This window comes from Desulfovibrio psychrotolerans (assembly GCF_013340305.1).
Classification (GTDB): Bacteria; Desulfobacterota; Desulfovibrionia; order Desulfovibrionales; family Desulfovibrionaceae; genus Halodesulfovibrio; species Halodesulfovibrio psychrotolerans.
On the sequence record NZ_BLVP01000002.1, the window covers coordinates 122,053 to 136,162 of the forward strand.

A 14,110-nucleotide genomic window follows, 5' to 3' on the forward strand; every position below is an offset into this window, starting at 1 on the left:
GTGTGACATAACCCGTTTTGTGTTTCTGTGGCGTCCCCAAGGGGATTTGAACCCCTGTCGCCTGCGTGAAAGGCAGGTGTCCTGGGCCAGGCTAGACGATGGGGACGCTTGATGGCTGGGCTGCAAGGACTTGAACCTTGATTGACGGAGTCAGAATCCGGTGTCCTGCCAATTGAACGACAGCCCAGTGTGCGAGGGAAGTAACTAAAGAAACTCGCTCTCCTTGTCAACGGATTTTCATGAAAAGTGGAAAATCCGTTTTTTGCAGTGCAAGCGGCGGCCTGTGTGCGCCCGGTGATACGGGAGGCCAAGCTGATGCGCTGTTCATTCCACCGGTTGCAGGCGGCCCTGCCTGACCGTGCGGATGGTATCTGCAACGGAGGCGAGCCATTCCCTGTCGTGCGAAACGACGACCAGTGTGGTTCCGCTGGTATTGCGGATGTGCAGGGTGGCTTCGCGGATGCGGTCTGTGGATTCTTCGTCCAGTGACGAGGTGGGTTCATCCAGCAGCAGCGCGCGGGGAGACAGGGCGATGCGCGCCGCCAGTGCCACCCGCTGGGCTTCTCCGCCGGAGAGTTCGAACCACTGGCGTTTGCAGAATTCCGCAGGCGCAAGTCCCACGGTTTCCAGCGCGGAGGCCACGCGTGCGGCGATGTTTTGTTCTTTGCGTACCTTGAGGCCGTAGGCCACGTTTTCTTCCACACTGCGTTGGAGCAGGTAGGGTTCCTGCGTGAGCAGCGTGGCCTTGCGGCGCAATGTGGTGATCTGGCCCGAGGAAAGGCCGCGCGGGTCTACGTCTGTGCCCGCGAAATGGATGCTGCCCGCATGGGGTGGTTCCAGAAAGGCCAGAAGCCGCATGAGCGTGGACTTGCCGCCGCCGTTGGGGCCGACGATGCCGACGATGCTGCCCGTTTCTATGACGAAGCTATCCACGGTAAGCACGGGGCGTCCGTTATACTGCTGGCGGATGTTGTGCAGGGTGTAAAGCGCGTTCATCTGCCTGCCCTCCGGCGCAGCCCGGATACGGAGATGTTCACGCCGAAGGCGACGACCATGAGCACCATGCCCAGAGCCACGCCCATGGCGAACTGGCCCTTGCCTGTTTCCAGCGCGATGGCGGTGGTGATGGTACGGGTGTGCCATTTGATGTTGCCGCCCACCATCATGGCGATGCCCACTTCTGAAACGATGCGCCCGTATGCGGCGACCGTGGCGAGCATGACGTGGTAGCGGACCTCCCACAGGGTGGCGGCAAGCTGCTGCGCTTTGTCCGCCCCCAGCGTGAGCAGAGTGAACTGGAGGCGTTTGTCGGCGTTTTCCACGGCGTTGGCCACCATGGCAATGACCACGGGCAGCCCGAGCAGCACCTGCCCGAGAGCGATTCCCTGCAGGGTGAACAGCAGGCCCATATCGCCCAGCGGGCCGTTGCGGGAGATGAGCCCGTAGACGATGAGCCCTATGACCACGGTGGGGAAGGAAAGCAGGGTGTCTACCACCAGCCGGACAGCGCGTTTGCCGGGAAACGTGCAGTAGCCCAGCAGAAAGCCCAGCGGCGCGCCCATGAGCACGGTAAGCAGGATGGCCAGCGTGGAAACGTATACAGTGGCGTATACGGCGGACCATGTTTCCTCATTCCCGCTCAGCAGCAGGTGGAATGCCGTGATGAAACCGTCCAGTATGAAGTCCATTATCTCCCCGTCAGGTATGAAAAAGGGCGGCACCGGGTCCGCCCTGCAATACGTGGAAGTGCGCCGCGATGCAAGACATGGCGGCGGAGTTGCGTTCTACTTCCCGGCGTTGGGCACGAACAGGGGCTTGCCCATGAGGGAGAACTCGCCGATGAGCTTCTGGGTGGCGGGAGAGGCCATCCATTCGATGTACTTCATGGCGAGGTCGTACTTGGCGTTGGGGCACTTTTCCGGATTTACCGCAATACCGCTGTACTGGTTGAAGAGGGCGCCGTCGCCTTCCACCAGAATGACCATGGGCGGATTGCCGTTGTGGGACGCCTCATACTTGATGAAGGTGCCGCGGTCCGTGAGGGTGTAGGCACCCTTTTCGCTCGCCACGTTGATGGTGGGCAGCATGCCCTGCCCTGTCTGGATGTACCATGCTTCCTTTTCCGGGACAGCCATGCCTGCTTCCTTCCACAGGCCCAGTTCCTTCTTGTGCGTGCCGGAATCGTCGCCGCGCGAGCAGAAGGGGGTGGAGGTCTGCGCGAACTTGGCCAGTGCATCACGCACGGAAAGGCCCTTTACCTGCGCCGGATCGGCGGCGGGGCCCACAATGACGAAGTCGTTGTACATGAGCTGAACGCGGTTAACGCCGTGACCGGCCTCCACAAAGGCTTTTTCCGCACCCGGAGCGTGCACGAGCAGGACGTCCACATCGCAGTTTTTGCCAAGCTCAAGTGCCTTGCCCGTTCCCACGCCTGTCCAGCGCAGGTCTATGCCTGTATCGGCGGCAAAGGCGGGTTGCAGGACGTCCAGAAGGCCGGTGTCGTCGGTGCTGGTGGTGGTGGCCATCATCAGGACGGGGTTTTCCGCCCGCGCCGCGCCGGGCAGGGCCAGAGCAACGAGCAGCAGCATAAGCAGGAATCGGTGCATGAGTCTCTCCGTTTTGGTTATTTATGGTAATTTATAGCAAGTCTGTACCGTGATTTGCAAGCTACATAACGAATATGAACTTGTCTACCGTGTTTACCCTGCTTATGGTTTGGCACTTTGCGCCTGATTTTTTTTAGTATGTTAAACAAGGTGTTACGCTCAAGGGAGTGAGAGGGGTTTGGTTTTTGTTTGGGGAGGCTTACAGAAACGAACCAAAAGATACGAAGATAAACAGGGGGCTTCTTCGCTATGGGGCTGGCGCTTGGATTATGCCGTACGGCGTGAGCAATGACGTAAGGAAATGGCATTGGGTAATGACGTAAGGAAATGGCATTGGGTAATGACGTAAGGAAATGGCATAGGGTAATGACGTAAGGAAATCACGCTGGGAAATGGCGTCAGGTAATGACATTGAGTAATGACGTCGGGCCTTTGCAAGGACGCAGGCGTTTGGGCGGGGAGGCGGCAGAGGGCAGGATGGGCCGGGAGCAGGCAAAAAAATAGAGCGATTCGTATGATTCAAGGCGGAATTGGGGGGCAATCCTCAAACTTGTACGAATCGCTCAATTTCTACCGGCACAGGCCGGAAATAGGGCGTATATGTGTTGTTGAGAGTCCGGACCATGAAGAAATATGGTGGACACCTCCGCAACAAAGTAAAGATAACACCGACAGGGTCGTTTGGCAAGAGGTGCGGGGCGAAAAGCAACTGCCGGTTGCTGCCCGTAGCTGTTCGTTGCTGCCCGTTACGGTCTGTTACTGCCTGTTGCAGCCTGTTGTTGCCTGTTATTGTCTGTTACCGGGAGTGCAGTTAGTGCCTGTCAGCGGCTTACCCAGAGAGAGAATTTATTCACGCTTTCGTGCAGGCCGAGGCTTACGGACGACTTGAACAGACACTGGAGCAGGGATTCCGGCAAGTCCTGCCTGCGGCCCACCGCCACGACAGCGTATTCTCCTTCATCCGCCAGACGCAGGATGGTCCGGGTCTTGTCATCGGCGTCCATGATCAGGGTGCTGATGCGCGACTCTTCCACACCGTTTTCGCGGATGCGCACGATGGCCTCTTCCAGCGCGGACTCCGGCGTTATGCCGCCTTCCCGGAGGTGCAGGACGGTCACCCGGTGGCGGGGTTCGTGCGCCATCATGAACCCCACATGGTCTGCCACATTGGCGCAGGAAGAGGAGCCGTCTGTGCAGAGCAGGATGTTGCTGCGTTCCGGTGCGGGCTGGTTGCAGACCCAGACGGGAAAATCGCCGCCTTCCCACAACAGGCCGCGGCTTACGCTGGTGGTGAAGACGCGCTCCAGACAGTCCAGATAGCGGCGGCCCACCACCACGGCATCATACAGGCCCCTGCGTGCCTCGGCGATGATGTCGCGGACCACGCCGTGCTGTTTCGGTATGACCTTGGTTTCTATATGCGCTTCCGGGAAGCCGTGCCCGACAAGCCATTGGCGCGCCTCTGCCACCATTTCCCTTCCTTTGCGCTGCTGGCTGTCGGAGAGGGTTGTCTCTTCCTGCGACTGGGCATCGGCGTAGCCGGAGGGGGCAACATAGAGCAGGGTCAGCCGTATATCTTCTTTATGGTGGAAGAAGGAGACAGCAAAGCGCATGCCCCATGCGTAGGTCATGTCGTCACTTACGGTGAGCAGAAGGGCCTTTTCCATAACGCCTCCAGCAGTGGTCCGAAATGGTGGGAGCGGCGGTCGGTTCGTCGATTGCGGGTATCAGTTGCCGAACAGATAGCCGTATTTCACGGCAATGCCGTCCGTGCGTTCGGCCAGAACCCGCGCAACGTCTGCCACGCCTGCCTCGCTGACCACGCCGGTCTGGCGACCGAGGTAGTATTGCAGGTTGCCCCGGCTTTCGGAATAGACCCAGACCACGGCGTAGGCGGAGCCTACATCAGGCCGGGAAGGAAATTCCGAAACCGTGGACACGAGGACGTTCAGTTTGGGTTTGTCGGCATCGGTAAGCTGGAACAGGCTGGAGGTGTTGAAAATTTCTTTGAGCTGGAAGGCAAGGCGGGCACCGATGGTGTCTTCGCCTTCGTGTTCCACGGCCACTGTGGTGGATTTGCCCGTGGAAACCTGTTGCGGCGCATCTTTGAGGGGTTTCTTTTCCGGTTCTTCCGCGAATGCCGGGAGTGCCGGAACAGCCAGAGCCAGCAGGAGCAGGGTTGCGAGGATATGCAGGAACAGACGCGGCATTGCGGTCTCCTTTGTGTGTGGGTTGTTTGTGGGAGATTGTACAGCCGCAGGCGGGGTAAGGCAACTGTGGCGGAGGAAAAAGTCATGCCTTGCGGCTATCTATCTTCTTCAGGCGCAGGGGTGCGTATAAACTGCGAGAGCACGAGGGAGACGCATGCCAGACCCGCCGCGCCCAGAAAGGGAATGCGGTAGTCCACCATCCACAGCATGCCGCCCACGGCGGGAATGAATACGGCGGCGATGTGGTTGATAGTGAAGCTGACCGCCATGCTGGGGGCGATGTCCGCCGGGTCGGCTATCTTCTGGAAATAGGTTTTTATGGCCATGGCGAAGTTGTAGAACACATGGTCGAGAATATACAGGGCGGCCACGAGCAGCTTGCTCTGCACGACGGCATAGCCCACGAAGACAGCGATGAGGGCCGCGTATTCCAGCGTGAGCATCCGCCGCTCTCCGAAACGGGTTACCGCTCTGCCGATGGCGGGAGAGAGGAACCAGTTTACGGCGTTGTTGAGTATGAACAGGGCTGTTATCTCCTGCACGGAGAAGCCGAACCGCTGCACCATGAGGAATACGGCAAAGGCCACAAATATCTGCCTGCGCGCCCCGCTGAAGAAAGTGAGCAGGTAGAACAGCCAGTACCGCCTGCGCAGCACCATGCCGCGCCGCTGCGGAACCGTGTGGCGTGAAACGGGGTTTTGGGTGAAGCACCACAGGGCTGCCAGTACTGCCACGCACCCGAAGAGGAGGAACAGGGTGTGGTATTCCAGCACGGGGGAAAGCAGGAAGATGGCGATACCCACCGCGATATTGGCTCCGGAGGAGAAGCCACGCATTCTGCCCATGACGGCGGGAGCCTGCGCCTTGTTGAAGTATTGCAGCACCAGCGACTGGTGGACGGTTTCATAATAGTGGAAGCCGAAGCTCATGATCAGCGTGGTGAAGATGACGCCGTGGAACGAGGGGAAGAAGCCCGTTATGGCGACGCCCACGCCCAGTGTGAGAACGGAAAGGGCGACCAGCGTGTGTTCGCGCACGACCAGCATGATGTAGATGACCAGCAGGGAGAGGAAGCCCGGAACCTCCCGCAGGGATTGCACGAGGCCGTTCTGCTCGCCTGTGAGTCCTGCCAGTTCTACGGCGAAGTTGTTGTAGAGTGTGCGCCAGCCCTGAAAAGCGGCGGCTACGGCGAGCACCAGCACCAGCAGAAAGATGAACATGCGCCGGTTGTCGGCGTCTATGGCGGACGGATGTGACATGCGTTTTCCGGTTGTAGGCGTGCTTTGGAAGAATGGCAACCTGCTGTTTGCCCTGCTGGTTCCTGTCGTTCTCCCTTCCGTTCTCCCTTCCGTTCTCTCTGTCATTACCGGAAGCCATGCGCAACCGGGCATGAGCCTGCCGGCGGTGCACATGGCGCAATGCCCGGCGGCGACAGAGAAACGCCCCGGGCAGGAAGCCGCGGGGCGTTGTGTGCGTTGCTGTATGCGCTTTGGGGGCGGGGTGATTAGCCGCCCAGATAGGCTTTTTTGACTTCCGGGTCGTTGGCAAGCTTTTCCGCAGGGCCGGAGGCCACGATTTCGCCGGTATCCAGCACGTAGCCCCGGTGTGCGAGGCTGAGGGCCACCTTGGCGTTCTGCTCCACCACCACGATGGTGAGGCCGTCTTCCTGATTGATCTGCTTGAGCGTGCGGAACATCTCGTACATGAGCAGCGGGGCAAGGCCCATGGACGGTTCGTCCAGCAGGAGCACTTCGCACTTGGTCATGAGCGCGCGTCCCACGGCGAGCATCTGCTGTTCGCCGCCGGAGAGGGATTCGCTGCGCTGGTTCTTGCGTTCCGCCAGACGGGGAAACAGATCGAAAATGCGGCTGAGGTCGCGCTGAATTTCCGAGGCAGGGTCGTTCTTGCGGGCATAGGTGGCCAGTGTCAGGTTTTCCATGACCGTGAGGTTGCCGAAGATGCGGCGGCCTTCCGGTGCGAGGGCCAGATTGAGCTTGGCCACCACATCGTGCGGTTCCACAGTGAGGATGGACTGCCCGCGATACTTGATGTCGCCCGCTGTGACGCGGGGTGCCTCTGGCGGGGGCAGCCGCATGATGGTGTTGAGCGTGGTGGATTTTCCCGCGCCGTTGGCACCGATAAGCGTAACTATTTCGCCCTGATCCACATGGAAGCTGATGCCGTGCAGCGCTTCTATGTTGCCGTATTTTACGAAGAGGTTTTCTATGGATAGCAGCATCAGATTGTATCGTCTCCCAGGTAGGCCTTGATAACCACCGGATTGGACTGGATTTCTTCCGGGGTACCATCGGCGATGGTGGAACCGAAGTCGATGACCTTGATGTGTTCGCACAGGGTCATGACCACCTTCATCTGGTGTTCGATCATCCAGATGGTGATGTCGAACTCGTCATGTATCCAGCGGATGAGCTTGATGAGGCCTTCCACGTCTACGGAGTTGAGTCCTGCCGCGGGTTCGTCCAGCAGCAGAAGCTTGGGCCGGATGGACATGGCGCGGGCTATCTCCACACGGCGCTGCATGCCGTAAGGAAGGTTTTTGGGCCGCTCATCCGCATATTCCTTGAGGCTCATGGCCTCCAGCATTTCCCACGCCACCGTATCTATGGAGCGTTCGCGGTTTGCGTAGCGTTTGGTACGCAGGAAGGCGTCCCACACGCTGTAGCCCATCTGGTAGTGCTGGGCGATGCGGATATTATCCAGCACAGTCATGTCGTGCCACAGGCGGATATTCTGGAAGGTGCGGGCGATGCCGAGCTTGGTGACCTGATGCGGCTTAAGCCCTGCCGTGTTCTGCCCGTTGAAGGTTATGGAGCCTTCTGTGGGCTGGTAGAACCCGGAGGTGAGGTTGAACACGGTGGTCTTGCCCGCGCCGTTGGGGCCGATGAGCGCGAGAAGCTGGCCTTCTTCAATATTGATGTTGAAGTCGGAGACGGCTTGCAGGCCGCCGAATCGTTGGGTCAGATTTTTGATTTCGAGCAGTGCCATGGTCATCTACCCCTACTTGAAGCTGTAGTATTTGCGCAGTTTGGGGAAGATGTCCGGCAGTTCCCTGTTCCCCATGATGCCTTCCGGCCGGAACTGCATGAGGAAGAACAGGATCATCGGAATGATGACCCACTTCCAGACCTGCGAAATCTCGTAGCTGTCCGGTACGATGCCCAGCGAGTGCAGCAGGGTGTCCACACCGGGGATGATGAACCGCAGCGATTCGATGAGCAGGGTGAAGAGGATGGCGCTGAGCACTGACCCGCTCAGAGAGCCCATGCCGCCGAGGTAGACCATGACCAGACATTCCGTGGACTTCATGATGTTGAACGACTGCGGGTTAACGTAGCCGTAAACGTGGGCGAAGAGACCGCCTGCAAGTCCGGCAAGGCCTGCGGAGAGCATGAATGCCGCGATTTTCATCTTGTCTGTGTTCACGCCCATGATGTTGGCGGCCACCTCATCCTGATTGATGGCGATGATGCCCTTGCCGTAGGTGGAGGAGACGAATCGGCGGATGAGCCACACGGAGAAGATGGTGCCGATGATGATCCAGATGAGCATCCACGGAATGTTCACCACGTCGTGCATGGAGTTTACCACGCGCTTCATGCCCTGAAAGCCGCGCGGGCCGCCTATGGCGTCCATGTTCTCTATGACGGAGATAACCATGTAGTTGGCGGCGATGGTGATGATGGCAAGGTAGTCGCCGCGTGTTTTGAACGAGGGCAGCGCCACGATGAGCCCCGCCAGCGCAGCGACCGCCGCCCCGATGAGGATGACGACGGGAAAGCCTATCCATGCGAATTCCGGCGGGAACCATGCATCGCCGAACACGCGGTCACGCGTGAAGAGCACCACGGAGAGCACTGAGGATATGTAGGCCCCCACGCACATGAACCCGGCGTGTCCGCAGGCGAATTCGCCCATGTAGCCGTTTACGATGTTAAGGCTGGAAGAGAGGATAATGTTTATCCCGATAAACATGATGACCGTGAGGATGTACTGGTCAAGGACATTGAACTGCGCTGCGCCTACCAAACCGAGGCAGGCCAGGAAGAGCGCGATGGTGAAGGTGTGTTTCTGCATCGGAATTTCCCGGGATTCGGTTTGCTAGATTTTGGTGGTCTTTGCCACGCCGAAGAGTCCGGTGGGTTTGACCCACAGAATCATCAGCAGGATGGAGAAGGCGAAGAGGTCCCTGTAGGAGGAGGGCAGCACGGAGGCCACGCCTATCTCGATGAAGGCCAGCAGGAAGCCCCCGATGAAGGCACCGCGTATGTCGCCTATGCCGCCCACCACGGCTGCGATGAAGGCCTTCCAGCCTATGAGCGCGCCCATGTAGGGTTCCAGAATGGGGTAGGACATGGCGAACAGCATGCCTGCAAGCCCAGCAAAGCCGGAGCCGAGAACAAAGGTGAACACGATGACCGTGTTCAGCGGAATGCCCATGAGCGGAACGGCAAATTTGTCGAAGGAAACCGCCCGCATGGCCATGCCTATTTTGGTTTTGGTCACTATCCAGTTCAGCAGCAGGAAGGTGAGCACGGCGGTTATGATGACCATGAGCTTGAGGTTGGTGATGGTAACCACCCCGCCCAGATTGATGACCACGGTGTCCACGATGTCCGGAAATTTCTTGCGGCTGGCACCCAGAAGGGCGAGGTTGCCGTTTTCGAGGATGAGGCCGCACATGAGGGCCGTGATGACCACGTAGAGACGGTGCGCCCCTTTGCGCCGTAAGGGGCGGTAGGCAACCCGTTCCAGCGTAACCCCCACGCAGGCGGTGAGAATCATGGTAAGCGGGATAGCCATGGCTACGAGTGTCCAGCCGGAAAGGAAGCCGCTGAACTCAGCCAGAAGCAGTGAAGAAATGAAGAACGCGATGTACGCACCGACCATGAAAACGTCGCCATGGGCAAAGTTGATGAGCAGCAGTACCCCGTATACCAGCGTGTAACCAATGGCGATAAGGGCGTAGAAGCTGCCCCACTGCAACGAGTTGATTATGTATTGCAGGATGCTCTGTAGCAGATCCACCGGGGGAGACCCTCCTCGACAGCATGCCGCCGGGCTGCCGCTGTGCTGTCGGTTTGATGGTTGGCGTTGTTGCGGTGTGGAAAAAAGGCGGCGGGCCGAACCCGCCGCCTTGTTCATGTGCGGGAGCGATTATTCAGGGCAGACGGATTCTGTGTATTCGAACTGACCTTCAGGGCTGATCTTGACGACCACGGCGCACTTGATGGGGTCGCCCTGCTCGTCAAACTTCATGGAGCCGGTGATGCCTTCAAAGGTGGTGATGGCGGCCATGGCGTCGCGGATGGACTTGCGCATGGCGCGGGTGTCGGATTCCACCTTGCCGTGATTCTGGATGGCTTGCAGCACGATGCGGGTTGCGTCCCAGGTGAGGGCGGCAACGTCGTCCGGGGTGTAGCCGTATTTGGCGGAGTAGCGGTCGATGAACTCCTTGGTGGCACCGGTGGCACCGGCAGCAGCGTAGTGGGTGGAGAAGTACTGGCCCACGCAGTCGTTGCCGCACAGGGTCATGAGTTCAGCGGAGCCCCATGCATCGGAACCCATGAAGGGGCCCTTGTAGCCGAGCTGACGGGCCTGCTTCACGATCAGGGCAACCTGATTGTAGTTGTTGGGGATGAAGATGAAGTCGGGGTTGCCACGGATGATGGTGGAAAGCTGGGCGGAGAAGTCCTGATCCTTGGTGCCGTGGGATTCGAATGCCACAACGCTCTTGGCACCCATCTTGGCTTCCCATTCTTTCTTGAAGATCTCTGCCAGACCCTTGGAGTAGTCGTTGGAGACGTCAAAGATAACGGCTGCGGTCTTTGCGCCGAAGGTCTTTGCGGAGAAGTTCACGGCCACGGGACCCTGGAAGGGGTCAAGGAAGGCGGCGCGGAACACCCAGGGACGGTCGAAGGTGGCGTCGGGGTTGGTGGACCACGGGGAGATCATCGGGGTTTCGTTGTCATCGCAGGTGCCGCCTGCAGGAACGGCCTGCTTGGAGGAGTTGGGGCCGACAATGGCCACAACGCGGTCGCGCTCGATGAGCTTGAGGGCAACGTTCACCGCAGATTCGGCCTTGGATTCGTTGTCTTCGTACACGAACTCGAGCATGTACTTCTGACCGCCTACTTCCAGACCGCCTGCGCCGTTGATGTCTTCCTTCAGCATTTCAGCGGCAAACTTGGATGCTTCGCCCACTTTGGGGATGTCGCCCGTCAGGGGGAGGTTGAAGCCGATTTTGATGGTTTCTGCCGCAAGAGCGGGAGCGGCGAAAAGCAGCACGAACAGGGCTGCAAACAGGAATTTCCTCATGGATAGCCTCCTCAACATGGTGAAATGGTCAAAAAAAGTTGTTTCCCAGTGCGATGTACACTACCCGAAGCAGCGACACTTGCAACCACTTTTTCGCGAATTGCGCTTTTTGTCAATAGTCTTTAAAAACAGCTAGTTGCAAAATAACAAATTTGTACACTAAAAAACCTCATTAATTCGGACGGTTGCATGGTCATGTTCAAGGGTGTTTCTTCCATTCCCAGGAAATGATTGATTGATCAATTCTAACCTATCTGTCTGAATTATTATCCTTTAAACAATTTCGTGAATCAAAAAGGTGCTTGACAGGCTGTTTTGCAAGCGTTTGTCGATGTCTTCATGTCTTGTTGTTACAATTGTGTTTTTGCGCAGATAATTTGGAAAAAGAGATGTTTTCCGCACCAAGGCACGTTGTATCCGGCGCGAATGGAAATTGAGGTTGTCCGTTTGGTCCGGGTTGGCTACAACAGGCTGAGTGAAATGGCGTTTTGATCCAGCGAACAATCCGTGATGCGCTCCGGTATGCCCGGGAGCGACAGGAGTTTTCAGCCATGCTGAACGTGCCCTTTGCCAAGCTGAGCCCCGGTGGCAATACCACCATTCTGCTTTCCATACCCGCGCCGCCCATAGCCGAACGGGCACGTATGGCCAACGAGTTGATGCATCCGCTGCATCTGGGAGCGGAACAGGTGGGGTTTGCGGATATGGGCGCGGAGTTGCCGCGACTGGAGATGATGGGAGGGGAGTTTTGCGGGAACGCCGCCCGTTCCTTTGCCGCGTTGCTGGCAATGGAGGGGCATCCCGCACTGGAGTATTGTGACACTCGCGGGGAATGCGAAGGCATGGTCGCCATTTCAGGCGCGCACACGCCTGTACAGGTGCGGGTGCGAACCTGCACGGGAAGCGGGGCGGGCAAGACTGTGGGGGGCAGCCAGGGGTCATCCGTGCCGGAAAAAGGTGCGTGCGGCGGCGCAGACGGGACACCGAGGCGCGCAGCGGCGTGTCTGGATGCCTCTGTACGGCTGACGGTACCGGACATGGTGGGGGAGTGCCTGCATGCGGTGGAGCAGGGAATGGATGTTGTGCGTTTGCAGGGAATAACCCATGTGATGCTGGACGCGCAGAAGCATCCCTTGCCTACGCCGCTGGAACAGGGAGAGGTGTGCGGCGGGTTGCGCAGGCGTCTTGGGCTGGAGGGCGAGGCGGCGGCGGGGTGTGTATGGTATGCGCGCCATGGCGACAGTTGGAGAATTGACCCTGTGGTATGGGTGCGCGAAACCGGTTCTACCCATTACGAGACGGGGTGCGGGTCCGGCACGGTGGCACTGGGGCTGCTTGTGGCCGGAAGGAGCGGTGAGCCGTTTGTGCGCGATGTGCGCCAGCCGAGCGGGCAGTGTATACGCGCCGCCGTGACGCTGGCCGGACCGGACAGGTTCGGACAGGCGTGGATTGGCGGGCCTGTGCGGCTTGTGGCGCGGGGTGAGGCGTTTCTGTATTCCGTTTGAGCCGGGCTGCTGCGGGGAGCAGGGCGGAGTATCCGGCTGCCGACGAGCTGCCAGAGAGGAGGCAGATACTTGCCAGATACTTGGCAGACATGTGGCCGCGTGGTTGCCCTTGTGCCCCGGGGCGGATGCGGGTAGGGTGTGCCGGTATGTGCCGCCTGCACGTGCAGTGCAGGGAATGGACGGGCTGCATCAATAATATAGGTGTATAGTATAGTTGTACAGACGGCGGCATTCATGACGCGGATGCCGTAGACATAAATTTTTCCATAACCGTATTGGACAGACACACGCATGGATTTGACCCTTCTTGTTGATTTGTGGGAGTTTCTTTCTGTTGAGCGTCATGTGCCGGGTACGCTTGTGCTTAAGGTGGATCTTGGTATACGCCGTCATCCCAAGGCATCCGGCATATCCGGAGCGGCCAGTTGGCCTGCCATACGCAAGACACGCCTGAATATTTTTACCCGCAATCTGACCGTGGAATACGATACCAACCTGCTGCCCTACGAGCGGTTGCAGGAGTTGCTTGCATGCCCGGACCGTGACCGGATGCGGGCCATGGCGGAAGAATTTTCCGTAGCCTGAGCAGGCGTGAAATTATACTGGACAGAGCAGTGGTTGCCACGCAACAGTGATACGGTACACCTGAAGAGGCTTGTTGCGCGGAGCGTTTGTGCTGCGTTTGTGCCGGGTTGTGGTGAGACGTTGGCATCGTTATGCGGTTCCATACCGAGGAGGGACGGATCATGAACGAGAATAACCAGTATTTGACCTTTTCCCTTGCTGAGGAGATTTTCGCGCTGGATATCAGTTCCGTGCGCGAAGTTCTGGAGCTTGCGTCCATAACCCGTATTCCCAGAACGCCGCCCTACATGCGTGGGGTCATTAACCTGCGCGGTCATGCCGTGCCGGTTCTGGAGCTGCGTCGTAAGTTCGGTATGCCGCCTGTTTCCGACACCGTGAACACCTGCATTATCATCGTTGAGGTGGAGATGGGGGGAGATACCACCATAATAGGCACGCTGGTGGATTCTGTGCGCGAAGTGTTCGAAATGGGGCAGGATACCATTGAAGCCCCGCCCCGCATGGGCACTGCCATAAAGTCGGACTTCATCAGGGGCATGGGCAGGCAGGGTGAACATTTTGTCATCATTCTGGACGTGAACAGAATTTTCTCTGCCGAGGAACTGGCCGAGGTTTCCGCCACCGCGCCCGCTCCTGTGGGTGCCACTGCGCCGGAAGAGGCGCGCGCCTGATGTAACGGGGCATGCCCCATCCGATTGTTTTTGCCCTGTTCTGTATTTTTCTGCCCCGCGCCGCAAGGTTGCGGGGTTTTGTTTGCCGGTCTTGTCCGGTGCGGGGGAAGCGTGTATCACGGAGTAGCTGCCGGGCTTGCCGGACTGGCCGGAACCGTCGGATCTGCCGGACAGGCATGATGGCAGGGACGTGCCCG

14 protein-coding genes and 2 tRNA genes are annotated in these 14,110 nt (G+C 58.6%); 3 read left to right on the top strand and 13 right to left on the bottom strand.

All coding sequences use genetic code 11. The annotated features are described in order from the left end of the window. Positions 1–28: 28 nt before the first annotated feature. From HUV26_RS03430 to HUV26_RS03490, 13 genes are all read right to left on the bottom strand, one after another. Positions 29–106, bottom strand: a tRNA-Glu gene (locus tag HUV26_RS03430). Between the two features lie 6 nt (positions 107–112). Then, positions 113–187, bottom strand: a tRNA-Gln gene (locus HUV26_RS03435). A gap of 137 nt (positions 188–324) precedes the next feature. Beyond that, positions 325–996, bottom strand: coding sequence for an ABC transporter ATP-binding protein (locus tag HUV26_RS03440; RefSeq protein ID WP_174408708.1), 672 nt, complete (start codon positions 994–996; stop codon positions 325–327). Then, complete coding sequence (locus HUV26_RS03445; RefSeq protein ID WP_174408709.1) at positions 993–1,688, bottom strand: ABC transporter permease; 696 nt, start codon at positions 1,686–1,688, stop codon at positions 993–995. The genes HUV26_RS03440 and HUV26_RS03445 overlap by 4 nt, the downstream gene beginning before the upstream one ends. Before the next feature lie 96 nt (positions 1,689–1,784). Continuing rightward, entirely contained in the window at positions 1,785–2,606 is an 822-nt protein-coding gene (locus tag HUV26_RS03450; protein WP_174408710.1) for an ABC transporter substrate-binding protein, read from the bottom strand. 821 nt (positions 2,607–3,427) lie between these two features. Continuing rightward, positions 3,428–4,273, bottom strand: coding sequence for a universal stress protein (locus HUV26_RS03455; protein ID WP_174408711.1), 846 nt, complete (start codon positions 4,271–4,273; stop codon positions 3,428–3,430). Between the two features lie 60 nt (positions 4,274–4,333). Then, positions 4,334–4,816 carry a hypothetical protein gene (locus HUV26_RS03460; protein WP_174408712.1) on the bottom strand — a complete coding sequence of 161 codons (483 nt, stop codon included), beginning with the start codon at positions 4,814–4,816 and terminating at the stop codon, positions 4,334–4,336. A 95-nt stretch (positions 4,817–4,911) separates the two neighbouring features. Continuing rightward, the gene (locus HUV26_RS03465; protein WP_174408713.1) at positions 4,912–6,075 is read right to left on the bottom strand and encodes an MFS transporter; all 1,164 of its coding nucleotides are present in this window, start codon (positions 6,073–6,075) and stop codon (positions 4,912–4,914) included. 245 nt (positions 6,076–6,320) lie between these two features. After that, positions 6,321–7,055 (bottom strand): ABC transporter ATP-binding protein, encoded by a 735-nt coding sequence (locus HUV26_RS03470; RefSeq protein ID WP_174408714.1) that lies wholly within the window; start codon positions 7,053–7,055, stop codon positions 6,321–6,323. After that, complete coding sequence (locus tag HUV26_RS03475) at positions 7,055–7,822, bottom strand: ABC transporter ATP-binding protein (RefSeq protein WP_174408715.1); 768 nt, start codon at positions 7,820–7,822, stop codon at positions 7,055–7,057. The genes HUV26_RS03470 and HUV26_RS03475 overlap by 1 nt, the downstream gene beginning before the upstream one ends. Before the next feature lie 12 nt (positions 7,823–7,834). Continuing rightward, positions 7,835–8,911 (bottom strand): branched-chain amino acid ABC transporter permease, encoded by a 1,077-nt coding sequence (locus tag HUV26_RS03480; RefSeq protein ID WP_174408716.1) that lies wholly within the window; start codon positions 8,909–8,911, stop codon positions 7,835–7,837. A gap of 24 nt (positions 8,912–8,935) precedes the next feature. Then, entirely contained in the window at positions 8,936–9,856 is a 921-nt protein-coding gene (locus HUV26_RS03485; protein ID WP_243451257.1) for a branched-chain amino acid ABC transporter permease, read from the bottom strand. 135 nt (positions 9,857–9,991) lie between these two features. Beyond that, positions 9,992–11,152: an ABC transporter substrate-binding protein gene (locus HUV26_RS03490; RefSeq protein ID WP_174408718.1), complete on the bottom strand. Its 1,161-nt coding sequence runs from the start codon at positions 11,150–11,152 to the stop codon at positions 9,992–9,994. 551 nt (positions 11,153–11,703) lie between these two features. Between HUV26_RS03490 and HUV26_RS03495 the strand changes: the two genes are divergently transcribed. The 3 genes from HUV26_RS03495 (at position 11,704) to HUV26_RS03505 (ending at position 13,913) form a co-directional block, all read left to right on the top strand. Beyond that, positions 11,704–12,657 carry a histidine racemase CntK family protein gene (locus HUV26_RS03495; protein ID WP_174408719.1) on the top strand — a complete coding sequence of 318 codons (954 nt, stop codon included), beginning with the start codon at positions 11,704–11,706 and terminating at the stop codon, positions 12,655–12,657. A 291-nt stretch (positions 12,658–12,948) separates the two neighbouring features. Beyond that, positions 12,949–13,242, top strand: a complete 294-nt coding sequence (locus HUV26_RS03500; protein ID WP_174408720.1) for a hypothetical protein — start codon at positions 12,949–12,951, stop codon at positions 13,240–13,242. A gap of 161 nt (positions 13,243–13,403) precedes the next feature. Further along, positions 13,404–13,913 carry a chemotaxis protein CheW gene (locus HUV26_RS03505; RefSeq protein WP_174408721.1) on the top strand — a complete coding sequence of 170 codons (510 nt, stop codon included), beginning with the start codon at positions 13,404–13,406 and terminating at the stop codon, positions 13,911–13,913. Positions 13,914–14,110 lie beyond the last annotated feature (197 nt).

Excerpts from the sequence above, each read along its gene's own strand:
- HUV26_RS03470 (WP_174408714.1), bottom strand. The coding sequence starts at position 7,055 with ATGCTGCTATCCATAGAAAACCTCTTCGTAAAATACGGCAACATAGAA.
- HUV26_RS03505 (WP_174408721.1), top strand. The coding sequence starts at position 13,404 with ATGAACGAGAATAACCAGTATTTGACCTTTTCCCTTGCTGAGGAGATT.
- HUV26_RS03490 (WP_174408718.1), bottom strand. The coding sequence starts at position 11,152 with ATGAGGAAATTCCTGTTTGCAGCCCTGTTCGTGCTGCTTTTCGCCGCT.
- HUV26_RS03480 (WP_174408716.1), bottom strand. The coding sequence starts at position 8,911 with ATGCAGAAACACACCTTCACCATCGCGCTCTTCCTGGCCTGCCTCGGT.
- HUV26_RS03450 (WP_174408710.1), bottom strand. The coding sequence starts at position 2,606 with ATGCACCGATTCCTGCTTATGCTGCTGCTCGTTGCTCTGGCCCTGCCC.
- HUV26_RS03445 (WP_174408709.1), bottom strand. The coding sequence starts at position 1,688 with ATGGACTTCATACTGGACGGTTTCATCACGGCATTCCACCTGCTGCTG.
- HUV26_RS03495 (WP_174408719.1), top strand. The coding sequence starts at position 11,704 with ATGCTGAACGTGCCCTTTGCCAAGCTGAGCCCCGGTGGCAATACCACC.
- HUV26_RS03460 (WP_174408712.1), bottom strand. The coding sequence starts at position 4,816 with ATGCCGCGTCTGTTCCTGCATATCCTCGCAACCCTGCTCCTGCTGGCT.
- HUV26_RS03475 (WP_174408715.1), bottom strand. The coding sequence starts at position 7,822 with ATGGCACTGCTCGAAATCAAAAATCTGACCCAACGATTCGGCGGCCTG.
- HUV26_RS03465 (WP_174408713.1), bottom strand. The coding sequence starts at position 6,075 with ATGTCACATCCGTCCGCCATAGACGCCGACAACCGGCGCATGTTCATC.
- HUV26_RS03440 (WP_174408708.1), bottom strand. The coding sequence starts at position 996 with ATGAACGCGCTTTACACCCTGCACAACATCCGCCAGCAGTATAACGGA.
- HUV26_RS03455 (WP_174408711.1), bottom strand. The coding sequence starts at position 4,273 with ATGGAAAAGGCCCTTCTGCTCACCGTAAGTGACGACATGACCTACGCA.
- HUV26_RS03500 (WP_174408720.1), top strand. The coding sequence starts at position 12,949 with ATGGATTTGACCCTTCTTGTTGATTTGTGGGAGTTTCTTTCTGTTGAG.